We start from the raw sequence: 21899 nt of genomic DNA on the forward strand, positions 1-21899 counted from the left end.
GGGCAGGTGGTGGACAGGGCTGGATTCGAACCAGCGTACGCTTGCGCGGGCAGATTTACAGTCTGCTGCCTTTAACCACTCGGCCACCTGTCCACACAGGGCCTGCCGTTCCGATTGAAATGAGCCCCGCTTAGGGGCCGGCCGGCCGAGGAAGGCGCGCAATGGCGAAGCGGCGCTTGCCTGTCAATGGCCCTGCTGGCAGGGCGCTCGAATGGCGAAAGGCGAGAAGAAGCGCGCGATGCGCGGACGGGCGGGACGAATGCAGGGCGGACGCGGTTCCGGCCGCGCGAGCACCGGGCAGGTACGGCTGTGGGGCCGGCACGCGGTCGAGGCCGCGCTCAAGAACCCCGAACGCAGCCACCGCAAGTTGTGGGCCACGCGCGAAGGCGTCGCTTCGCTCGACGGCGAATTGCCGAGCGACTTTCCCGTCGAGTGGGCGGATGCAGCCGATCTTGCGCGCCTCGTCGCTCGCGACGCACCGCACCAGGGTCTGGTGCTGGAATGCGGCCCGCTCGACGACGTGTTCCTCGAAGACGTGATCGGCGGCGACGATGCGCCGATCCTCGTGCTCGACCAGGTGACCGACCCGCACAACGTCGGCGCGATCATGCGATCGGCGGCGGCTTTCGGCGCGGCGGCGATCGTGACCCAGGACCGCCATGCCCCGCCCGAATCGGGCACGCTGGCGAAGTCGGCCAGTGGCGCGCTTGAGATCGTGCCATGGATCCGCGTGGTAAACCTTGCCCGCGCGCTCGATGAGCTGGCAGAGGCCGGATACTGGCGGATCGGGCTGGCCGGCGAGGCCGAGGCGACACTCGCCGAGGCCCTACCCACGGGCCGCGTCGCGCTGGTGCTCGGCGCGGAGGGCGAAGGGATGCGGCACAATATCGCGGGTCACTGCGACGCACTGGCCAAACTGCCGATTTCCGACGCGATGGAAAGTCTCAATGTATCCAATGCCGCCGCGGTCGCGCTCTACGCGGTCGCCACGCGGCCCGACTGAGGGGGGGCTTATGGGGGGTAGTCTAACGATGCGCCGGATCGCCGGTGCCGGTTTCGTTGTGGCGATGGCATTGGTGCTGAGCGGCTGCCTGTTGTGGCCGGGAAAGTTCGCCTCGACGCTCGACCTGCGCAAGGGCGGCGCGTTCACCTACACCTACGATGGCGAGATTCATCTCATGGCGCTGAGCAAGCTTGCGCAGATGGGAAACCAGGCGGGCTCGGACGAATTTACCGCCGACACCTGCTACACCGATGATATCGAAGAGCGCGAATGCACCGACGAGGAACTCGCTGACCAGCGCGCGGCCTGGGAAGAAGGTGCCGCCGAACGGGCGCAAAAAAAGGCACAGGAAGCCGAATCGATGCGCGCGATGCTCGGCGGGATCGACCCGGCCGATCCGGCCGCGGCAGACGAACTCGCCGCCAAGCTGCGCCGCCAGGCGGGCTGGAGGCGCGTCGACCACAAGGGTGACGGCCTGTTCGACGTGAGCTTCGCTTTGACCGGCAAGATCGACCACGATTTCCAGTTCCCGACCATGGAAGGCTTCCCGATGGTCAACGTGTTCGTCGCGGTGACGCGGCGCGCGGACGGTACGGTGCGGATCGACGCCCCGGGCTTCGCGCCCCAATCGAGCGGCAATCCGTTCCAGGGCATGATGGCCGGCATGGGCGGGATGCCGATGCCCGCCGGCAAGGACGGTGAACAGATGCCCGCAATGCCGCGTATCGACGGCACCTTCACGATCACGACCGATGGCGAAATTCTCGCCAACAATACCGACGAAGGACCGAAGCCTGCGGCCAACGGCCGAGCGCTCGGCTGGACGATCAACGCACGAACGAAGAGCGCACCGACGGCACTCGTGCGGATAGACTAAGTGTCAGTGGATTGCCGGGGCGCTCCTTGAACCCCCGGCAGCCGGTCAGTTGACCGAGTCCTTCAGGACCTTGCCAGCCTTGAACTTCGGCTGGTTCGACGCCTTGATCTTCATCGGCTCGCCGGTGCGGGGGTTGCGCCCGGTCGAGGCCTTGCGGCGCGCGACGGAGAAGGTGCCGAAGCCGACCAGTCGCACCTCGTCGCCCTTCTTGAGCGCCGCCGTGATCGCATCGAAAACGCCCTCGACCGCACTCGCGGCGTCGCTCTTGGAGAGACCCGCGGTTTCGGCAACCGATCCGATGAGATCGTTCTTGTTCATTCCTTCCCCCTTGTTGTTCACTGCAGCGCACGAAGCCGGCGCGACAGAATCGCCAGCACGAAAGCGCGGAGAAGAATGCCTTTAAAGGCGTGAGTCAAAGATTAATCCGGAAGAATTGATGGGATTGCGGCGGATGGAGCGATTTGTCGCCTCACCGCACGCAAACCGCACCAAATCCGGACCGATGTTCGCCCGATCAATGGGCGGTCGCGCCATCTCCAGCGGGATTCGACCCCGGCTGGCTCGCCAGATCGTCAGCCTCGGTCCAGTCTATCGCATCGAGCGGCGCGACGAGCGCACGTTCGAGCACTTGATCGACGTGTCCCACGGGCACGATCTCGAGTCCGTCCTTGATATTCTGCGGTATCTCCGCGAGGTCCTTGACGTTCTCCTCGGGGATGAGGACCGTCTTGATCCCTCCACGAAGAGCAGCGAGCAGCTTCTCCTTCAGGCCGCCGATCGCGAGCACACGGCCACGCAAGGTCACTTCGCCGGTCATGGCCACGTCGGGGCGCACCGCTACGCCCGAAAGCGTCGAGACGATCGAGGTGACCATGCCGATGCCCGCGCTCGGTCCATCCTTGGGCACTGCGCCTTCGGGCAAGTGGATGTGGATGTTCTTGCGCTGAAACAGCCGGGGGCTGATGCCATAGGCAGGCGCGCGTGCCTTCACGAAGCTGAAGGCGGCCGCAACGCTTTCGTTCATGACTTCACCGAGCTTGCCGGTGGTCTTGACCTCGCCCTTGCCCGGCGTCGTCACGCTTTCGATCGTCAGCAGCTCGCCGCCGACTTCGGTCCAGGCAAGCCCGGTCACTGCGCCGACCTGCGCCTCTTCTTCCGAAACACCGTGCTTGAACTTGCGTACCCCGGCGAAATCGCCGAGATTCTCCGGCGTTATCGTGACGCTTTCGACCGTCTTCTCAAGGATCTTGCGCAAGCTCTTGCGCGCCAGCCGCGCGATTTCGCGCTCGAGCGTGCGGACGCCTGCCTCGCGGGTGTAGTAGCGGATCAGGTCGCGCAGTGCATCCTCGGTCAGCTCGAACTCGCCCTTCTTGAGGCCATGCGCCTCGACCTGTTTGCGCACGAGGTGGCGCTGGGCGATCTCGACCTTCTCGTCCTCGGTATAGCCCTCGAGACGGATGATCTCCATCCGGTCGAGGAGCGGCTGCGGCAGGTTCAGGCTGTTCGCAGTGGTGACGAACATGATGTCCGACAAGTCGAGGTCGAGCTCGAGGTAGTGATCCTGGAACTTGTTGTTCTGTTCCGGATCGAGCACCTCCAGCAGCGCCGAAGCGGGATCGCCGCGGAAATCCTGGCCAAGCTTGTCGATCTCGTCGAGCAGGAACAGCGGATTGCTGGTTCCCGCCTTCTTGAGGTTCGAGACGATCTTGCCGGGCAGCGAGCCGATGTAAGTCCGGCGGTGACCGCGGATTTCGGCCTCGTCGCGGACGCCGCCCAGCGATTGGCGCACGAATTCGCGACCCGTCGCCTTGGCGATCGACTTGCCGAGGCTGGTCTTGCCCACGCCCGGAGGGCCGACGAGGCACAGGATCGGCCCCTTCAGCTTGTTGGTGCGCGCCTGAACCGCGAGGTATTCGACGATCCGGTCCTTGACCTTTTCCAGCGCGTAGTGGTCCTCGTCGAGCACCGCCTGCGCGCGAGCGATGTCGCGCTTCAGCTTCGACTTCTTGCCCCACGGCAGGCCGAGCAGCACGTCGAGGTAGTTGCGAATGACCGTCGCCTCGGCGCTCATCGGCTGCATGGTCTTGAGCTTCTTGAGCTCGCCCTCGGCCTTGGCGCGCGCCTCCTTCGACAGCTTGAGCTTGGCGATCTTTTCGGTGAGCTCGGCGATCTCGTCGCCATCCTCGCCGTCGCTGCCGCCCAGCTCGCTCTGGATCGCCTTCAACTGTTCGTTGAGGTAATATTCGCGCTGGGTCTTCTCCATCTGACGCTTCACGCGGCCGCGAATCTTGCGCTCGACCTGAAGGACCGAAAGCTCGCCCTCCATCACCGACATGACCATCTCAAGGCGCTTCAGCGGATCGCGCTCGGTCAGCATGGACTGCTTGTCGGACACCTTGCCCGCCAGCGCGGCGGCAATCGTATCCGCGAGTTCGCCGGCATCGTCGATCTCGCCGAGGTCGGTGTTGGCATTCTCGCCCAGCTTCTTGTTGAGCTTGGCGTATTCGCCGAACTGTTCGACGACCTGGCGCATCATCGCCACGACCTCGCTGCCCGCAGCGGTGACCGGCTGCTTGACCTCGACCTCGGCGACGAGATGGTCCTTCTCAACGCGCATCGCGACGAGCTCGGCGCGCGCACCGCCCTCGACAAGCACACGGACGGTGCCGTCGGGCATCTTCAATAGTTGGAGCACCTGCGCGACCACGCCAACATCGTAAAGGTCATCGTCCGAAGGGTCGTCGGTGCCCGGATCGAGCTGGGCGAGCAGGAAAATGTCCTTGTCGCCCTCCATCGCGGCCTCGAGCGCGGCGACCGATTTCTGGCGCCCGACGAAGAGCGACACGACCTGGCCGGGAAAAACCACGATGTCGCGAAGAGGAAGCAGGGGGAAAAGTTGATTCATGCGAAATATCCGTCCTTGGCATCGGATATGGGGTCGCGGTTGCAGCCGTGCAATCCCGATCCGCTCCCCCGTTGTGGACGGAGGTAACCTCTCAGAATTCGACGGTGACCGCGATCGTGTCCGAGTAGGCGCCGGCGGCGGCAAGTGTCGCGCCTTGCTCGACCCGACCGTATGCGGTCAGGTTCAAAAGCCCGTCGCGCGCCACACCGGTGATCGCCCGCCCGGCATCCCACCGCTGGCCGCGCGCCAGGTCGGAATAGACAGCGTACGAGACATGGTCCCGCTCGCCCCGCAATCGCCGTTCGGATCCGAGCGCGTTGGTGCCTCCGTCGATCCGCACCGCCACGGCGGTCTCGCCGTTGCAGGTTACGGCGATCCCGGCCTCGGCATCGATAGTTCGACCGGCAGTGCCGCGAAACGAGAGCGGAGCGGCAGTGACGTTGCACGCCGGCTCGACCACCAGCGACACGTCGATCGACGAAGTCGCCACGCCGGATTGCGCAGCAGCCGGGGCCGCGAGAAATACCGCGCTCGCCGCAATCAGGATCGAGACCGAGGCCCTGCCCATTTCGGCAGAATGCCTCACTTCGCGCGCAGATTAAATCGGGTTAACCACGCATGTGTCCGTTAGGGCCAAGTTCACCCTCAGCCGAGGCCGGGGATATTGAAACCCGGCGGCAGCCCCATCCCCGACTGGATTTTCGCCATCTCTTCGCCCGCCACCCGGTCCGCCTTGCCCCGCGCGTCGTTGAAGGCCGCGGTGACGAGATCCTCGAGCATCTGCTTGTCCTCGGGCACGATCAGGCTGTCGTCGATCGAGACCGAAAGTATGCGACCCTTGGCGGTGGCGCGGATCTTGACGAGGCCGCCGCCCGCGACGCCCTCGACCTCGAGGCTGTCGAGCTTGGCCTGGGCATCGCCCATCTGCTGCTGGATGGTCTCCGCGGCCTTCTGCGCGGCGGCGAGCATCTCTTCCATCGATTTCATGCGTTTCGTCTCCAAGGGGGTGCGCCCGCATCGTCGTCAGCGACGAGCTGGGCATCTGGGAATGCGGCAAAGGTCGCCTCGACCAGCGGATGCGCGCGCATCTTTGCGTCCGCCTCGGCCTTCATTTCGGCCTGGCGTTCGACGAGCGTGGGCTCGCCGCCCTCGGCGACCTGTTCGACGGTCCAGCGCTGGCCGGTAAGGTCGAGGAGGGCCTGCCGCAGTTCCGGCGCGAGGTCATCGCTGAAACCGGGCGCGCGGGCGTAGACCAGCCGATCGCCGGTGAGTTCGACCGGACGGACCTGCATCCGCAATCGCGAGGCGAGGTGGAGCGAACCGGTCTCGCGTTCGATCCGCTCGACAAGCTCGACCCAATCGAACTTCGGAGCGGCGGCGACCGGCGCCACGGTCCCACCTTGGCCCGCCACCGACGCGGCTGAGGCGGGCCGAGAAGCGACCTCCTCGAGCTTTTTCGCCAATGTGCCCGGATCCGGCAGATCGGCAGCGTGGAGCGTGCGCAATAGCGCCATCTGCGCCGCAACGAGCGGGTCCGGCGCGCCCCTCACCTCGTCGTAACCCTTGAGGAGGAGCTGCCACAGTCGGTGAAGCTGACCAGGCGCAAGCCGCGCGGCCCAGTCCTCGATCGTAGCGCGTTCCTCGGCGGTGGGCGCATCGGCGCCGCTGCCGCCCACCTGGGTGACCGTGATACGGTTGGTGAGGTCCATCAGCGAGCGCATCAACGCCAGCGGCTCGACCCCCAGCGAGTGCTGGTCGCCAAGCGCGGCGAGGAGGCTCTGTGGATCGCCTTCGAGCAGGCTCGCGAATAGGCGCCGCTGCGCGCCGCGATCGGCGAGGCCGAGCATGTCGCGCACGCGCTCGGCGGTCACCTTGCCTTCGGTATCGAGATCGGCGTGGGCAATCGCCTGGTCGAGGATCGAGAGTCCGTCGCGCACTGACCCTTCGGCGGCGGCGGCGATCAGGTGCAGCGCCTCGGCATCGGCCTCGACGCCTTCCTGTCGGCAGATGCTCGCGAAGTGCTGCTCGAGCAGTTCGGCCGGGATGCGCCGAAGGTCGAACCGCTGGGTACGGCTCAGGACGGTCACCGGCAGCTTCTCGACCTCGGTCGTCGCGAACAGGAACTTCACGTGGCCGGGCGGTTCCTCGAGCGTCTTGAGCAGGCCGTTGAAGGCCTGCTTCGACAGCATGTGAACCTCGTCGATGATGTAGATCTTGAACCGAGCGCTGACCGCGGCGTAGCGGACCGCCTCGATGATCTCGCGGATGTCGTCGATACCGGTGTGGCTCGCGGCGTCCATCTCGATCACGTCGATGTGGCGACCCTCGGCGATCGCGACGCAGGGTTCGCACACGCCGCACGGGTCGATCGTCGGACCGCCCTTCCCGTCGGGCCCGACGCAGTTCAATGACTTGGCGATGAGCCGTGCGGTCGAAGTCTTGCCCACCCCGCGCACCCCGGTCATCAGGAACGCGTGCGCCAGTCGGTCCCGCTTGATCGCGTTGGCCAGCGTACGCACCATCGGCTCCTGCCCGATGAGCTCGCTGAACGTGCGCGGACGGTACTTGCGGGCGAGTACACGATAGGGCTGAGCCGACTGCGCGGGCGGTGTAGCAGCGGACGGTGTAGCAGCGGACCGTGGCGGCGGCGGTGGCGGAGGGAGAGGTTCAGGCGCGGCAGCAGAAGCCGGATCGCCGAACATCGAGTTCTGCCCCGCAGCCTCCAACTCGGCTGCCGTGGGTCTTACCTCGGCCGCATCGTCGGCTTCGTCGTCGGACGGGGTATCGCCGAACATGTCCCCGGAATCGGTCATGCGGCGAAGCTAGGGCTTCGCGATGCGAAAGTCATGTCGGCGATTGGGGATAATGAGGAGCCGGCCGACCCGTCGCAATCCACCTGGGCTGCTTCCTTCCGGACCTGACCCGGTGAGCGAACGCAAACGTCCGACCGACTCCCGGCGGCGCATATGGCGGCAACTCGCACGCTAATCAAGCTCATGCAAAGCGAAGGAAACGAACGGCCGCCCGAGCTTATGCGAGGAAAGCCAAGCGGCCCGGACGGGCCGCGCCCGGCGCTTGAGGGTCATCTAAAGTTGTCGGCGTAGGCCTGTATCTTCAGGTTCCGCGGCGGGGTGGCGTGGACGCGCGCGGGGATGCCGTACTTCGCCGCATAGGCCTGCGCCTCCTCGCGCGTGGCGAACTTCAGCATCACCTGCGCCTGCGTGTCGCCGCTGCCGGTCCAGCCCATCAGCGGATCAGGCTGGCGTGCCTCCGACTGCTCGAACTCCAGGACCCACTGATCGGTGAGCGCCTTGCCCGATTGCATCGCGTTCTTGGGTCGCTGGTAGATTCTGGCGGTCATGAGGGTCCCTTAATTCAGCTTCCCGAGCGTTGAAAGGCGTTCTTCGTCTTGAGGCTCGGCTTCTCCGTCCATGGTTCGTCGGGCCAGCGATGCCGGGGATAGCGGCCCTTCATGTCGCGCTGCACATCTTTCCAACTGCCCCGCCAGAAGCCGGGCAGATCGCGGGTCGCCTGCAGCGGACGACCGGCCGGGCTGGTAAGTTTCAACAGCAGCGGCGTGTCGCCGACCATCGGATGCGATTCGAGCCCAAACAGCGCCTGCACCCGCACTTCGACACTCGGCGAGTCGTCGCCCGCGTAATCGATGGGGTGTGTCGTCCCCGCGGGACTGGCGAATTCGCGCGGGGCCAGTCGGTCGAGGCGCTGGCGGGCGTCCCAGTCGAGCAGGCCTAGCAAGGCATCGACGATCTTTCCGCGCGGTAGGTCAAGGTCGCGCCGACCTGCGAGCAGTGGCCGGAGCCAAATATCCGCCGATCCGCGCAATTCTTCGGCGCTCAATGCAGCAACCTCGGCAAATTGCGCCCGCGCGGCCAGTTCGGCAGGCACGACTGCCGACAGGTTATCCAGCGCCTTCTCCACCAGCATATCCACAACCGCTTGCGCGTCCGGCGCGGGGTCGGGTCCGCTGGCGAGCGTGATCGCACCGATCCTTCGCTCGAGGCGCGCCTCGACCCGGCTTCCAGTCCACTGGAGCACGCTGCGCCGCTCGATGCGGTCCGCCAGCCAGCGTTCGACTTCCGTTGTGGTCAGCGGGAGCGCGGCGGTAATCCGCGCGCCCTTCGCCTGCCCTTGGGCGTCGCCGATCGCCAGCCACTCGGCGCGCGCGAGCGAGCTAGCCGGGTCGAGGAGGTAGCCCCGCCCCCCCGCGGACAACCAATGCTCGCCCGAAGCGTCGCGTCGCCGCGCCAGGTTGTCGGGTAGTCCGGCCAAAAGCAGCACGGCGGGCGGGACAGCCGAGCGTGCTACCGTGCCCACGAGTGACTCCGCCTTGCGTGACCAGCCAGCCGCCAGCTTGCGGCTTGCTTCCGCCCGAGCACCGCGATCACCGTTCCAGCGCGACAGACGCTGTTCGAGGTCGTCGCCCCGGCCGCCCAATCCGCGCTCCTGCAGCAACAGCGCGATGCGCGCGGCGGTGTCCCCCGCCCCTGCCTCCGCGCCGGCCAATACAATCGCAGCATGGGCCGGGTCGAGCGGCAGGGCGGCGAGCTTGCGGCCCCGATCGGTGATGCGGCCATCCGCGTCGAGTGCGTCGAGACCTTCGAGCCGCGCCCGGGCCGCAGCCAGCGCCGCCGGGGGCGGCGGATCGAGCCACGCTAAGGCCGCCGGATCGCCCGCCCCCCACTGAGCCAGCGCCAGCACGAGCGGTGCGAGGTCGGCGGTGAGCATTTCGGGCGGGTCGAACGGCGGGCGCCCCGGATGCGCTGCCTCCTCCCACAGGCGATAGGCCACCCCCAGTCCCTGCCGCGCCGCACGGCCCGCGCGCTGCGTCGCCGCCGCCTGGCTCGCCCGCCCGGTCACGAGGTGGGTGGTGCCCGCCGCCTTGTCGAACTCCGCCCGCCGGGCAAGGCCGCTGTCCACCACGACCGATACGCCGTCGAGCGTCAGCGAAGTTTCGGCGATGCTCGTCGCAAGCACGATGCGCCGTCGACCTTGCGGATCGCGCCGGATCGCAAGGCGCTGTCCGGCAGGGTCGACCTGGCCATGGAGCGGTAGGATCATCGCGTCTTTCAGCCGCGCTTCCAGCCGTTCGCGCGTCCGCTCGATTTCCCCGACGCCGGGCAGGAAGGCGAGCACGTCGCCCTTGTTCTCGCGCCACGCAGCAGCGACGGCGTCCGCCATCGCGTCTTCGGTGCGCTTGTCGGGAGACGATCCCAGCCACCTGATTTCGAGCGGAAAGGCCTTTCCAGCGCTCTCGATGACCGGGGAGCCCTCGCCCAGCAGGCGGGCGAAGCGCGACCCGTCGATCGTCGCGGACATGGCCACCAGCCGCAGGTCCTCGCGCAGCACCGATTGACTCTCCAGCGCCAGCGCCAGACCGAGATCGCCGTCGAGGTGCCGTTCGTGCGCCTCGTCGAACAGGATCCCCGACACGCCCCCAAGCTCAGGATCGTCGAGCAGCCGGTTGACGAGAATCGCCTCGGTCACCACCAGCACTCGCGTCCGCGCCGACTGTCGGCTGTCCATCCGGGTGGCGTAGCCGATCGTCTCGCCCGCCTTCTCGCCGAGCAATTCGGCCATCCGCTCCGCCGCCGCGCGCGCCGCGACCCGGCGCGGCGAGGTAACGATGACCTGGCCGGTGCACCACGCTTCGCCGATCAGCGCGGGCGCGACAGCGGTCGTCTTGCCCGCGCCCGGCGGCGCGATCAGGACCGCCCCCGTCCGCTCGCGCAGAGCGGCGACGAGATCGGGCAACACGGCGTGGATCGGCAGGTCGGAACTCACGTCCGGTGCCCTAGCGCAACGGGCGGCAGGTCAATACCCGCGAGAAACCGCGAATTGGGCCGCTTCGGTCATCACCCGGCGCGCGGCGCTGTCGGGGAAGATCGACAGCGCGTCGATAGCCCGCTGGGCAAAATGGCGCGCACGTTCGCGTGTCGCTGCCAGTGCGTCATGCTTCGCGATCAGCCGGGTCGCCTCGTCGAGCGCGTCGTCGCCGGCGTTATGACCGGCTATGGCGGCCTGCCAGAACTTGCGCTCCTCTTCGCTGCCACGGGCATAGGCGAGGATCACCGGCAGGGTCATCTTGCCTTCGCGGAAGTCGTCGCCTCGCGCCTTGCCCATCGTGCCGGCATCCGAATCGTAATCGATCGCGTCGTCGACAAGTTGGAACGCCACGCCGAGGTTGCGGCCGTATTCGTCGAGCGCCTGTTCGTGCCGGTCGTCGCACTCGGCAACGACCGCGGCGATGCGACTGGCGGCAGCGAAGAGCGCGGCGGTCTTGGCGCGGATGATCGCGAGATAGCGTTCCTCGCTGGTATCGATCTGGCGCTGCGCGGTGAGCTGGTCGACCTCACCCTCCGCGATCACCGCGCTCGCGTTCGAGAGGATCTTGAGCACCTTGAGACTGCCGTCCTCGACCATCAGTTCGAACGCGCGGCTGAACAGGAAATCGCCGACCAGCACGGTCGCGGGATTGCCGAAGATGATGTTGGCCGCAGCCTTCCCCCGCCGCAGATCGCTGCCATCGACGACGTCGTCGTGGAGCAGGGTCGCGGTGTGAATGAATTCGACCGCTGCGGCGAGCTTGTGGTGCCGCGCCCCGTTGTAGCCGACGAGTTCCGCCCCAGCGAGCGTCAGCATCGGTCGCAGCCGCTTGCCGCCGCCCGAGATCAGGTGGCCGGCCAGCGCCGGGATCAGCGGAATGCGCGACTGCATGCGGTCGAGGATCACGGCATTCACCGCGTTCATCCCCGGCGCAGTCAGGGCGAGCATCGGGTCGAGCGAGGGCTGCGCACCGGGGCGGTGGAGCGGGACGATCTCTGCTGTCATGGGCACGCACTCATGGCTTGGCCATGGAAAAGCCTTGGCTTCTTGGCAAGCGCGGAATCGCCGCTATCGTCCCGGCCCGACCATGAGCGAAATCCCCGATCCCGTGCTGGCCGCCTATCGCAAGAGCATCGACAACTTCGATGCCGCGCTGATCCACATCCTGGCCGAGCGGTTCCGCATCACGCAGGCAGTGGGCGAATACAAGGCGCAGGCCAACCTTCCCCCAGCCGACCCGGGACGCGAAGCGGCGCAGATCGCCCGCCTGCGCAAGCTGGCCGAAGACGCGCACCTCGACCCCGAATTCAGCGAGAAGTTCATCCGCTTCGTGATCGACGAGGTCATCCGCCATCACGAGCAGGCGCGCGCCAGCTAGTCCGGTTGCCTGGCCGCGCGCGGCAGGATCAGCCGCACGAGCAGTCCGCCAAGGTCCTCGCTCTCGTCCAGCGTGACATCCCCGCCGTAGATTTCCGCCACGTCGCGCACGATCGAAAGGCCTAGGCCGGTGCCGGGCTTGCCGGTGTCGAGCCGCGCGCCGCGATCGAAAATCCGGGTGCGCTCTGCGTCTGGGATGCCCATGCCATCATCCTCGACCCAGATGATGCAGTGCGTGTCGCTCGGCTCGGCATCGACCGTCACGAACACGCTCCCGCCACCGTACTTGGCGGCGTTTTCGATCAGGTTGCCGAGAATCTCGTCGAGGTCTTGCCGCTCGATCGAAACGACTGCTTCGGCATTCCCGTCGAGGTCGAACCTGGTGTTCTCGTAGATGCGAGTGACCGCGCGCAACACTGCCTGCGCGCTCGGCCAGACCTCGGCGCGCGACAGGCCCGTCGCACGGCGCCCAACCGCGCGCGCTCGGGCAAGGTGGTGCTCCACGTGCCGCTGCATGGTCTTGGTCTCGCGGCACACGAGTTCCGAGAGCTGCGGATCGTGCGCGGTCGCGGCGTTGGTCAGCACGGTGAGTGGCGTCTTCAGCGCATGGGCGAGGTTGCCCGCATGGGTGCGCGCCTCCTCTGCCTGCTTTTCGGAGTGTGCGAGGAGGCCGTTCAATTCCTCGACCAGCGGCTGCACTTCGAGCGGCAGCGGATCGGTCACCCGGTTCACCCCGCTCACGCGCATGTGCTGGATTGCCCGGCGCACGCCGCGCAAGGGGCCGAGGCCATACCAACTTTGCAGCACCGCCATGCCGAACAAGCCGAAGCCGAGGATCGCGAAACTCCAGTAGAGGATCGAGCGGATGCGCGAGAGCTGCGAATCGAGCTCGCCCCGGCTCGCCGCGACGGTGAACCACCAGCGAACGTCGCTTCCCGGCAGGATGATGGAGCGTTCCGCAACCCGCAGTTCCTCGCCCGGGAACTGGTTCGAATCATAGATATGCAACTGCGAATCGGTGTAGTCGCGGCGCACCTGCAGACTGCGATCCCACAGGCTGCGGCTGGGGTAATCGTCGTGTCCTTCGCCGCTGATCTGCCAGTAGAGCCCACTGTTCGGCTCGAGGAAGCGCTGGTCGCCCAAGGGGCGGATGAAATAGACCTCCCCGTCCGATGCGATCTCGGCAGAGGCGACCATCGCGGTCATGATATAGCCGAGCTGATCGTCGAAGTTCTTCTCGACGAGGTTGGTCAGCGTCCGGTCGAGCGCGAATCCGCCCGCGAGCAGCAGGATCGCGATCCAGCCGAACGCGATGAGCAGCATCCGGCGCGACAGGCTGCCGGTATGCGGCGGCGAGGCCGGCGCGGCGGTCGCCGCTGCGTCGGGCACGGGCTGGTCGCCCGCGCCGCCGGCAGCGGGCTCAGTTCGCGCGGGGCTGCTCGTCGGGGTCGTCGAGGCTGTAACCGAGGCCACGGATGGTCGTGATGACGTCCGCGCCCAGCTTTTTGCGGATGCGGGTGACGAAGACCTCGATCGTGTTGGAATCGCGGTCGAAATCCTGGTCGTAGATGTGCTCGATCAGCTCGGTACGGCTGACCACCTTGCCCTTGTGGTGCATCAGGTAGCTGAGCAGCTTGTACTCCTGCGCGGTCAGCTTGACCGGCTCGCCCGACAGCGTGACGCGGCCCGAGCGGGTGTCGAGCCGGACCGGCCCGGCGGTGAGTTCGCTCGAAGTGTTGCCGGATGCGCGGCGGATCAGCGCGCGCAGGCGGGCGATCAGCTCCTCGGTCTGGAACGGCTTGGCGAGGTAGTCGTCGGCCCCGGCGTCGAGACCGGCAACCTTGTCCGACCACGAATCGCGCGCGGTCAGCACAAGGACGGGGAACTTGCGCCCTTCCTTGCGCCACATGCCGAGCACGGTCAGCCCGTCGATCTCGGGCAGACCGAGGTCGAGGATCACGGCATCGTATTCCTCGGTCGCGCCGAGAAAGTGCCCGTCTTCACCGTCGGTCGAAAGATCGACGGCATAGCCCGTCTGCTCGAGCGTGGATTTGAGCTGTTTGCCGAGGGTTGGCTCGTCCTCGACGATCAGAATGCGCATGGGCGAGTGGTCCCCGTTCTATCGTGCGACCCGGATGTGGGCGCTCAACATGAACGCGTCAACCGAGTGACAAGTTTCCGGAGACGCTTAGCGGGATACGCCAAGCACGCGGCCAGTGCGGGCATCGACGTCGACATAGGTGACGCGCCCATCTCGAATGAACTTCAGGCGATAGGCCATTGCGGTCGAATCGTAGGCGGGGCCAAGGTACTCGGCCCCGCGCATCTGCGGCAGCACGCGGCCCTCGATCTGGCGCAGCGACAGCACGTTACCCGCGCGCATTTCCTTCCGCGCTTCGCCCTGGTCGCTGCGCTGCTGCGCGAGCGCAGGCGCGGCGGGCGCAAGGAGCGCGGCGGCGACAATCGAGGCAACGATCTTGTTCATGGCGGAGTGATGCCTACCCCTGACCCATTGAACAACCCGTGAATGTCGCCGCCGCGTTCCGTTCAGCGAGTCATCTCGAACGTGACGTTGACGGTGACCGCCGTACCCACAAGGCCGGGTTCAACCGGGGTGGCCTTAGCGTCCATCGCCACCATGCCGCGCTCCATCATCGGGATCGGCCGCCCGGGGTTCACCGCCTCGTTGACCGACAGCAGCCGCACGCCAGTATAACCCGCCCAGCGCGCATATTCAGTCGCCTGGGCCTGCGCCTTGTCGAAGGCAGCCTTGCGCGCCTGCGCACGCGGTGCCGTATCGTCGTCGATCGAGAAGTTCGGTCCGCCGAGGTCGGTCGCCCCGGCAGCGACGAGCGCATCGAGCACCGGGCCGGTCCGCTTCACGTCGCGCAAGGTCACGGTGACGCGGTTCGACGCCTGATAGCCGCGGAAGACCTGCCGCTGCTGCGCCTGGTCGTAATCGTACTGGGCGCCGAGGTTGATGCCGGTCGTCTGGATGTCGGCGGCGGCAATGCCGAGCGCCTTGATCCGCGCGACCACCGCATCCATCGCCTTGGCGTTCGCTGCCATCGCCTCGACCGCGGTGGGCGCCTGTGTGGTGACGCCAGCGCTGACCTCGGCGATGTCGGGTTTGGCCTTGACCGTTTCGGTGATCGACAATTCGACCACCGGACCCTGGCTCGCGACTTGGACATCGGCAGCCATCGCGGGGGCGGCAATGGCGGCGGCTGCGGCAAGCGGAATGAAAGTGCGGATCATGTTACAGTGTCTCCTTCAACCGGGCGATTGGCCTCGGCGTCATTACGCGCCGCTGAACCGGCTTGTTCCGAGGCGGTGCGGCGGCTAGGCGCACCGGCCCATGGCACAACCTCCGATCCTCAGCTGGGAAGGTCTCGGCCTGCAACAGGGCGGGCGCTGGCTGTTCGGCGGCCCCGAGACGGGTGGACTCGACATCCACATCGGGCCGCGCGACCGGATCGCGCTGATCGGCCGCAACGGAGCGGGCAAGACCACGCTATTCCGGCTGATCGACGGCGAGATCGAGGCGGACAAAGGGCTGCGCAAGGTCAAACCCGGCACGCGCATCGTCCTGCTGGAGCAGGAGCCCGACTTCACCGATCATGTCACGCTGATGGATTGGGCGCTTGCCGGTGTGCACCCGCCCGCGGTGCACGAGGTCGAAGCGATCGCCGGGCAGCTCGGCATCGACATGACACGCGAGGCGGCCAAGGCCAGCGGCGGCGAAAGGCGGCGCGCGGCGATCGCACGCGCGCTGGCGCAGGACCCCGACCTGCTGCTGATGGACGAGCCGACCAACCATCTCGACCTCGCCGCTATCGACTGGCTCGAGGACTGGCTGACGCGCTTTCGTGGTGCGTTCGTGGTGATCAGCCACGACCGCACGTTCCTGAAGCGGCTCACGACCACTACCCTCTGGCTCGACCGCGGCTCGATGCGGCGCAAGGACGTCGGCTTCGGTGGATACGAGGCGTGGGAGGATCAGGTCTACGCCGAGGAAGCGCGCAACGCCGAACGGCTCGACGCGAAGCTGAAGATCGAGGCGCACTGGCTCGAACGCGGGGTCACCGCACGGCGCAAGCGCAACCAGGGACGGCTCGAGAAGCTCTGGCAGATGCGCGCCCAGCGCGCGGCGATGATCGACCCGCAGGGCACCGCCAAGCTCAAGCTCGCGGTGGAGGAAGACTTCAAGTCGAAGTCCGTCATCGTCGCCGACGCGGTGTCGAAGTCGTTCGGCGAGCGCCGTATCATCCGCGACCTCAACTTGCGCATCCAGCGCGGCGACCGCATCGGCGTCGTCGGCGCGAACGGCACCGGCAAGACGACGCTGCTCAAGCTGCTCACCGGCGAAATGACGCCCGACACCGGCACCGTAACGATCGCCAAGACGCTGACCGGCGTGATGATCGACCAGCAGCGCAGCCTGATGGCGCCCGACAAGACCGTCCGACAGGTGCTTGCCGAAGGCGGCGACTGGATCGACGTCGGCGACGGTCGCAAGCACGTGCAGGGCTACCTCAAGGAGTTCCTGTTCGATCCTTCGATCGTCGATGCCAAGGTCGGCACCCTGTCGGGCGGCGAACGCAGCCGATTACTGCTGGCGCGCGAATTCGCCCGCAAGTCGAACCTCCTCGTGCTCGACGAACCGACCAACGACCTCGACCTGGAAACGCTCGACCTGTTGCAGGAGGTCATCGCGGATTACGATGGGACCGTGCTGATCGTCAGCCACGACCGCGACTTCCTCGACCGGACGGTGACCATGACGCTGGGCCTCGACGGCAGCGGCAAGGTCGATGTCGTCGCCGGGGGTTACGAAGACTGGGCGGCGCGGCGGCGGGCTGCATCTGCTCCGGTCGCGAAGCAGGCGAAAGCATCGGCTCCGGTCGCCCCGCCCCCGCCGCCTGCGCGCGCCGCCAAGCTCTCCTACAAGGACCAGCGCGACTACGAGCTGCTGCCCGCGCGGATCGAGGAGTTGGAGAAGGCGATAACAAAGGGCGAGGACATTCTCGCCGATCCCGCGCTCTACACCCGCGATCCGCAGCGGTTCGCGACCATCTCGCAAGGGATCGCCAACGCCCGCGCCGAGAAGGACGCGGCAGAAGAACGCTGGCTCGAACTCGCCGAGGCGGTCGAGGGCTAGCCCAGCCCTTCTTCCGCCATCGCCTGCCTTACGGCGGGCCGGGCCAGGTTGCGATCCTGAAACTCGACGATCGCGGCCGGCAGCTCGACCCCGAACTTGCGCGCCCACAGCGTCGTCACGAACAGGTAGTTGTCGGCGACCGTCGGACCGTTACCGGCAAGCCAATTGGCACCGTCCATCAGCTTCGCGGCGAGCGCATACTTCTTCGCCAGCGCCACCTTGGCCTCGGCCTGCTCGCTCGTCGGCGCGCCGCCGAACAGCGGGTGGTAGCCGGAATGGATCTCGGTGCCGACGAAGCCGACCCACTCGAGCATCCGGTAATAGGCTTCGCCCGTCGGCAGGCTGCCGGTGCGCTCCGCGACGAGGGCTAGGACAGCGGGATTCTCGGTCACCAAGCCATATTCGCCGTCGATGATCGCGGGGACATAGCCGCGCGGGCTGATCGCGTAGAAATCGTCGCCGTGCTCGGTGCGGTGCTCTTTCAAGTCGACCCGCACTTTCTCGTACGCATCGCCGCCCTCGACGAGCGCGATATGGCTGGCGAGGCTGCAGGCACCGGGGGAATAGTAGAGCTTCATCGCTGCGGACTCCTTCGCAAGAGGAAGGCGGATGGAGCCTTGCGGTTCCTCGCTTCGTCCGAATTCGCTTGCCGTTCACCTTCGGGCGCGCAATGCGCCCCGCATGACTGTTCCGTTACAGAGCCCGCGGCGCATCCAGCGTAACGTGCTCGCCGAGGGAGAGAAGCGGCTGCTCGCGTGGATCTGTCCGCGCCTGCCCGCCTCGGTTACCCCCGATCGGCTGACTTCGCTCGCGCTGCTGGCGGCCCTGGCCATCGGGCTCGGATATGCCTTGAGCAATTACGACCCGGCGTGGCTCGTGGTGTCGGTGGTCGGATATTTCGTACACTGGTTCGGCGACTCGCTCGACGGGACGATCGCGCGGTTTCGCGGGATCGAGCGACCCCGGTTCGGCTATTTCATCGACCATAGTGCCGACGGGTTCGCCTCGCTCCTGATCCTCGGCGGGATCGGCCTCAGCCCGTACCTGCGGGTCGACGTCGCTATGTTCGCGGTGGTCGCGTACCTCCTGCTGGCAGTGCACACATTTCTGCTGGCCAAGGTCGCAGGCGATTTCCCACTGTCGCACATGGGCGCTGGCCCGACCGAACTGCGCATCATCCTCGTCGCGCTGACGATCACCATGGGGATTCTCGGGCCGGACGTGGGGCGGATCGCTGGATTCAATGCGTTCGATATCCTGTTCGGCGGATTGGCGCTGCTGCTGATCTCGATTTTCGTGGTGCAGACGGTGCGCGTCGGTCGCAACCTCGCCGCTTCTGATCGTATCGGCAGCTGAGCCGGAAGGTTACACGAAGTATACACCGGAATCCTTTTCAGGCGATCCGGTAGAAGTCCGCCACGCGGTCGAGCGCCAGTCGCAGCACCAGTTTTCCGCTCCGCGCAGGCCAGGCGAGCGCGCGCTCAGCATCGGGCAAGGCTTCCCCGGCGCAGACGACTCGCCACAGGACGTCCTCGAGCCCACGCCCGGCCGCCGCGAGCGCACCGTCGAAGCGCGCCTTGGCGGCGATCTGTTTCTCGCCAGGGGTGAGGCCCGCGTCCCCGGTCGACTTCACCCGAACCGGTTCCCATCGCATCGTCACGCTGGGCGATAGCTGCGCGCGCTCGTAATCGCTGCGCAGCCGCTCGCCCGCATCGAACAGCCGGTCGTCGAGATGCCCGCGCGCATGGAGCCAGGCGAGCGGCGATTCCGCCAGGTTGACCGTGACCGTGCGGGCCTTCCCGCGCACGTCGCCGCTGCGGCGCGGGCCCTCGCTGGTGAGTTCGCGTTCGACGAGTTGGCGCATCCTGTTCCTCCGTTTGCGTGGATTCGGCGCTTGCCAAGTTTGGTTGCATGTAGGAAAGTGAAAAACCGATCTGGTTAGGAGCTTTTCGTGATCAACCGCATCCGCGACATTCGCCGCGACAAGGGCCTGACCCTGGCCCAGCTTGCCGAAGCCTGCGTACCGCCGACCACCGCCCAAACGATCGGGCGGCTCGAGACGGGGATGCGCAACCTCTCGATCAAGTGGATGGACCGTATCGCGGGCGCACTCGGGGTCGATGCCGAGATGCTCGTGCGGTCCGAAGACAAGGCCCGCGCCCAGATCGTGGCCCAACTCGGCGACGGCGGAGCGGAACCGCTCGGTGCGCCGCGCGATGCGCTGCTCCCCACCGAACTCGGCGGCGATGACATTCGCGTGGTCCTGTCGATCGAGACGAGTGCGGGCGAATATCGTGCCGGCGACCAGCTCTGGCTGCGGCAGATCGCGCCCGCCGACGCGGGAAAGGCGATCAACCGCGACGTCCTCGTGCCGCGCAAGGGCGGTCGCTTCGCCTTCGGGCGGCTGATCGACCGGCAGAGCGGCAAGGTGGGCGTGCTGCCCGTGGGCGCGGGGCAAAAGCAGCAGGTGGTCGACGATCCGGCGTGGATCGCTGTCGCCGAAATGCTCGTCCGCAAGCTCTAGCGCCGATGCGCCGGGTCCTTTCGCTGGCGACGCTCTATCCCAACCCGGCGATGCCGCGGTTCGGCACTTTCGTCGCGCGCAGTCTCGAGGCCCTGGCCGCGCGCGGCGACTGGCGGGTGACAGTCATCAACCCGATCGCCCTGCCACCGCTGGCGCTGGGACGCTATGGCCTGCTCAAGCGCGCGGCGGTCGGCGGGACCGAACACGGGGTCGAGGTCCATCGCCCGACATTCCGCACGATCCCGCGCTTCGGCGCCCGCCTCAACCCTCGCCTCATCGCCCGCAAGGTCCTGCCGATCGCCCGCCGTCTGCACGCGGAGGCGCCGTTCGACCTCGTCGATGCGCAGTTCTTCTACCCCGACGGTCCCGCCGCAGCGGAGATCGCCGCCGCCCTCGACCTGCCGCTGTCGATCAAGGCGCGGGGGGCGGACATTCACTATTGGGGCACCCGGCCCGACACCGCGGCGCAGGTGCTCGCAGCAGGAGAGGCGGCCGACGGCCTGCTCGCGGTGTGCGGCGCGCTGGCGAACGACATGGCCGCGATCGGCCTGCCCGCCGACAAGATCGTGCGGCACTACACCGGGCTCGACCGCGACAGGTTCCGCCCACTCCAGCACGCGCAGCTCCGCCGCCGCCTTTCGCGGGAACTCGCAGTGGGCCTGCCCGAGAGGGCACCGATCCTCGTGACGGTCGGCGCGCTGATCCCGCGCAAGGGACAGGCGCTGGTGATCGACGCGATGACGCACCTGCCGACCGATACCGTCCTGCTGCTGGCCGGCCGGGGGGAGGACGAACCTACCCTGCGCGAGCGTGTCGCCGCGCGCGGTCTGGCGGGGCGCGTCCACTTCCTCGGCAACCTCGACCACGACCTGATTCCGCTGGTGCTGTCGGCGGCCGATGCGATGGTGTTGCCCTCCGCCAGCGAGGGCCTCGCGAACGCCTGGGTCGAGGCGCTCGCCTGCGGCACGCCGCTCGTCATCACCGATGCGGGCGGCGCACGCGAAGTCGTGACCGCACCCGAGGCAGGCGTGATCGTCGAACGGACCCCCGCCGCAATCGCCGCCGGGGTGCGAGAGATCATCGCCGACCCGCCGCTGCACGAAGCGACTTCGGCCATGGCCGACCGGTTCAGCTGGCAAGCCAACGCCGCCGCGCTCGCGGAATACTACGAAGACCTGCTGGCCCGCACCTGACGCGCGAGACCGAGCAGACTATTCGTCAGGCGGGGCTTTCGCCCCGCGCGACCAGTTCCGCCTTGTCCGGCCCTTCGTTCGGCACGAAGCTGTCGGACTTCACCCCCAGCCAGATCAGAAGCGGAGTCGCCATGTAGATCGAGCTGTAGGTGCCGACGAAAATGCCGAGCGTGATCGCCGCGGTGAACCCGAAGATCACGTCGGGGCCGAGGATCAGCAGCGCGACGAGCGTGATCAGCAGCGACAGCGACGTCACCACCGTGCGGCTCAACGTCTCGTTCACCGAGAGGTCGAGCAGTTCGGCGATCGGCATTTTGCGATACTTCTTCAGGTTCTCGCGAACGCGATCGTACACCACGATATTATCGTTCAGCGAATACCCGATCAGCGTCAGCAGCGCGGCGACGATGTTGAGGTCGAACTCCATCTGGGTCAGGCTGAACATTCCCAGCGTCAGCGTTACGTCGTGGACCAGCGCAAACAATGCGCCGACGCCGAATTGCCACTCGAAGCGGACCCAGATGTAGATCGAGATGCCGAGCGCCGCGAGCGCGAGCGCGAGCATACCGTCACGGAACAGCTCGCCCGAGACCTTGCCCGAAACCGAATCCACCCCGTCTATGCGGACCTGCGGATAGGCTTGGCGCACGGTGCCGACGATGTCGGTCGCCATCTTCTCGGCGAACGCGGTGCGGTTGGCCGCATCGTCGGGCAGGCGCATGCGCACCGAAATCTCGTTGGGCTGGCCGAACTGCTGAAGGATCGGCTCGCCATAGCCGAGGCCATCGATCCGCTCGCGCAAGTCGGCGAGCGGCGCGTCCTTCTGATCGACGAAGGTCATGCGGATCATCTGTCCGCCGACGAAGTCGACGCCGAGGTTGAGGCCCTTGGTCGCGAGCAGGCCGAACGAGGCCGCCATCAGCAGCAGGCTGACCGCGTAGAACGGCACGCGCCACCTCAGGAAGCGGATGTTGGTGTTGTCAGGGATGAGCTTCAGGAGTTTCATGGGATGTCG

22 protein-coding genes, 1 tRNA gene and 1 other RNA gene are annotated in these 21899 nt (G+C 66.9%); 7 read left to right on the forward strand and 17 right to left on the reverse strand.

Annotation, left to right across the window (positions count from 1 at the left end; genetic code table 11):
- Positions 1–7: 7 nt before the first annotated feature.
- Positions 8–93 (reverse strand) — tRNA-Tyr (locus ACWPMX_RS07980).
- A 118-nt stretch (positions 94–211) separates the two neighbouring features.
- Between ACWPMX_RS07980 and rlmB the strand changes: the two genes are divergently transcribed.
- Both rlmB and ACWPMX_RS07990 read left to right on the forward strand, forming a co-directional pair.
- Positions 212–1003 carry a 23S rRNA (guanosine(2251)-2'-O)-methyltransferase RlmB gene (gene rlmB / locus ACWPMX_RS07985; RefSeq protein ID WP_455699503.1) on the forward strand — a complete coding sequence of 264 codons (792 nt, stop codon included), beginning with the start codon at positions 212–214 and terminating at the stop codon, positions 1001–1003.
- Positions 1004–1013: 10 nt separating this feature from the next.
- The gene (locus ACWPMX_RS07990; protein ID WP_455699504.1) at positions 1014–1880 is read left to right on the forward strand and encodes a hypothetical protein; all 867 of its coding nucleotides are present in this window, start codon (positions 1014–1016) and stop codon (positions 1878–1880) included.
- 45 nt (positions 1881–1925) lie between these two features.
- On the opposite strand, the gene ACWPMX_RS07995 is transcribed toward ACWPMX_RS07990, so the two are convergent.
- The 9 genes from ACWPMX_RS07995 to ACWPMX_RS08035 form a co-directional block, all read right to left on the reverse strand.
- Positions 1926–2219: an HU family DNA-binding protein gene (locus ACWPMX_RS07995; RefSeq protein ID WP_455699505.1), complete on the reverse strand. Its 294-nt coding sequence runs from the start codon at positions 2217–2219 to the stop codon at positions 1926–1928.
- A gap of 175 nt (positions 2220–2394) precedes the next feature.
- Positions 2395–4785, reverse strand: a complete 2391-nt coding sequence (gene lon / locus ACWPMX_RS08000) for an endopeptidase La (protein ID WP_455699506.1) — start codon at positions 4783–4785, stop codon at positions 2395–2397.
- A gap of 91 nt (positions 4786–4876) precedes the next feature.
- Positions 4877–5353, reverse strand: coding sequence for a Csu type fimbrial protein (locus ACWPMX_RS08005; RefSeq protein ID WP_455699507.1), 477 nt, complete (start codon positions 5351–5353; stop codon positions 4877–4879).
- A 77-nt stretch (positions 5354–5430) separates the two neighbouring features.
- Entirely contained in the window at positions 5431–5772 is a 342-nt protein-coding gene (locus ACWPMX_RS08010; protein ID WP_455699508.1) for a YbaB/EbfC family nucleoid-associated protein, read from the reverse strand.
- Positions 5769–7598 carry a DNA polymerase III subunit gamma/tau gene (locus tag ACWPMX_RS08015; protein WP_455699509.1) on the reverse strand — a complete coding sequence of 610 codons (1830 nt, stop codon included), beginning with the start codon at positions 7596–7598 and terminating at the stop codon, positions 5769–5771. The genes ACWPMX_RS08010 and ACWPMX_RS08015 overlap by 4 nt, the downstream gene beginning before the upstream one ends.
- Positions 7599–7648: 50 nt before the next feature.
- Positions 7649–7743, reverse strand: an RNA gene (ffs, locus tag ACWPMX_RS08020) — signal recognition particle sRNA small type.
- A gap of 124 nt (positions 7744–7867) precedes the next feature.
- The gene (locus tag ACWPMX_RS08025) at positions 7868–8146 is read right to left on the reverse strand and encodes an ETC complex I subunit (RefSeq protein WP_455699510.1); all 279 of its coding nucleotides are present in this window, start codon (positions 8144–8146) and stop codon (positions 7868–7870) included.
- 14 nt (positions 8147–8160) lie between these two features.
- Positions 8161–10587: an ATP-dependent helicase HrpB gene (gene hrpB, locus ACWPMX_RS08030; protein WP_455699511.1), complete on the reverse strand. Its 2427-nt coding sequence runs from the start codon at positions 10585–10587 to the stop codon at positions 8161–8163.
- A 30-nt stretch (positions 10588–10617) separates the two neighbouring features.
- Positions 10618–11634, reverse strand: coding sequence for a polyprenyl synthetase family protein (locus tag ACWPMX_RS08035; protein WP_455699512.1), 1017 nt, complete (start codon positions 11632–11634; stop codon positions 10618–10620).
- Positions 11635–11716: 82 nt separating this feature from the next.
- Between ACWPMX_RS08035 and ACWPMX_RS08040 the strand changes: the two genes are divergently transcribed.
- On the forward strand, positions 11717–12007 hold the full coding sequence (locus ACWPMX_RS08040; protein ID WP_455699513.1) for a chorismate mutase: 291 nt from the start codon (positions 11717–11719) through the stop codon (positions 12005–12007).
- Here the strand turns inward: ACWPMX_RS08040 and ACWPMX_RS08045 are convergent.
- The 4 genes from ACWPMX_RS08045 to ACWPMX_RS08060 all read right to left on the reverse strand — a co-directional run bounded on the left by ACWPMX_RS08045 (position 12004) and on the right by ACWPMX_RS08060 (position 15264).
- Complete coding sequence (locus ACWPMX_RS08045) at positions 12004–13479, reverse strand: sensor histidine kinase (RefSeq protein WP_455699514.1); 1476 nt, start codon at positions 13477–13479, stop codon at positions 12004–12006. The two genes, ACWPMX_RS08040 and ACWPMX_RS08045, sit on opposite strands and share 4 nt — an antisense overlap.
- Positions 13427–14107, reverse strand: coding sequence for a response regulator transcription factor (locus ACWPMX_RS08050; protein WP_455699515.1), 681 nt, complete (start codon positions 14105–14107; stop codon positions 13427–13429). Before ACWPMX_RS08050 ends, ACWPMX_RS08045 begins: the two co-directional genes overlap by 53 nt.
- A gap of 87 nt (positions 14108–14194) precedes the next feature.
- Complete coding sequence (locus ACWPMX_RS08055) at positions 14195–14491, reverse strand: PepSY domain-containing protein (RefSeq protein ID WP_455699516.1); 297 nt, start codon at positions 14489–14491, stop codon at positions 14195–14197.
- Positions 14492–14553: 62 nt separating this feature from the next.
- Entirely contained in the window at positions 14554–15264 is a 711-nt protein-coding gene (locus ACWPMX_RS08060) for an SIMPL domain-containing protein (protein WP_455699517.1), read from the reverse strand.
- Positions 15265–15364: 100 nt separating this feature from the next.
- Between ACWPMX_RS08060 and ACWPMX_RS08065 the strand changes: the two genes are divergently transcribed.
- The gene (locus tag ACWPMX_RS08065; protein ID WP_455699518.1) at positions 15365–17167 is read left to right on the forward strand and encodes an ABC-F family ATP-binding cassette domain-containing protein; all 1803 of its coding nucleotides are present in this window, start codon (positions 15365–15367) and stop codon (positions 17165–17167) included.
- Here the strand turns inward: ACWPMX_RS08065 and ACWPMX_RS08070 are convergent.
- Entirely contained in the window at positions 17164–17745 is a 582-nt protein-coding gene (locus ACWPMX_RS08070; RefSeq protein WP_455699519.1) for a glutathione binding-like protein, read from the reverse strand. The two genes, ACWPMX_RS08065 and ACWPMX_RS08070, sit on opposite strands and share 4 nt — an antisense overlap.
- Positions 17746–17848: 103 nt before the next feature.
- On the opposite strand from ACWPMX_RS08070, the gene ACWPMX_RS08075 reads away from it, so the two are divergent.
- Positions 17849–18523, forward strand: a complete 675-nt coding sequence (locus tag ACWPMX_RS08075; protein ID WP_455699520.1) for a CDP-alcohol phosphatidyltransferase family protein — start codon at positions 17849–17851, stop codon at positions 18521–18523.
- Positions 18524–18560: 37 nt separating this feature from the next.
- Here the strand turns inward: ACWPMX_RS08075 and ACWPMX_RS08080 are convergent, their stop codons facing one another.
- Positions 18561–19031 (reverse strand): DUF6456 domain-containing protein, encoded by a 471-nt coding sequence (locus ACWPMX_RS08080; RefSeq protein WP_455699521.1) that lies wholly within the window; start codon positions 19029–19031, stop codon positions 18561–18563.
- Between the two features lie 87 nt (positions 19032–19118).
- On the opposite strand from ACWPMX_RS08080, the gene ACWPMX_RS08085 reads away from it, so the two are divergent.
- Both ACWPMX_RS08085 and ACWPMX_RS08090 read left to right on the forward strand, forming a co-directional pair.
- Positions 19119–19691, forward strand: a complete 573-nt coding sequence (locus tag ACWPMX_RS08085; RefSeq protein WP_455699522.1) for a helix-turn-helix domain-containing protein — start codon at positions 19119–19121, stop codon at positions 19689–19691.
- A 5-nt stretch (positions 19692–19696) separates the two neighbouring features.
- Positions 19697–20884, forward strand: coding sequence for a glycosyltransferase (locus ACWPMX_RS08090; protein ID WP_455699523.1), 1188 nt, complete (start codon positions 19697–19699; stop codon positions 20882–20884).
- A gap of 25 nt (positions 20885–20909) precedes the next feature.
- Here the strand turns inward: ACWPMX_RS08090 and secF are convergent, their stop codons facing one another.
- Positions 20910–21890 (reverse strand): protein translocase subunit SecF, encoded by a 981-nt coding sequence (gene secF, locus ACWPMX_RS08095; protein ID WP_455699524.1) that lies wholly within the window; start codon positions 21888–21890, stop codon positions 20910–20912.
- Positions 21891–21899 lie beyond the last annotated feature (9 nt).

It is taken from the genome of Tsuneonella sp. HG094, from assembly GCF_053819285.1.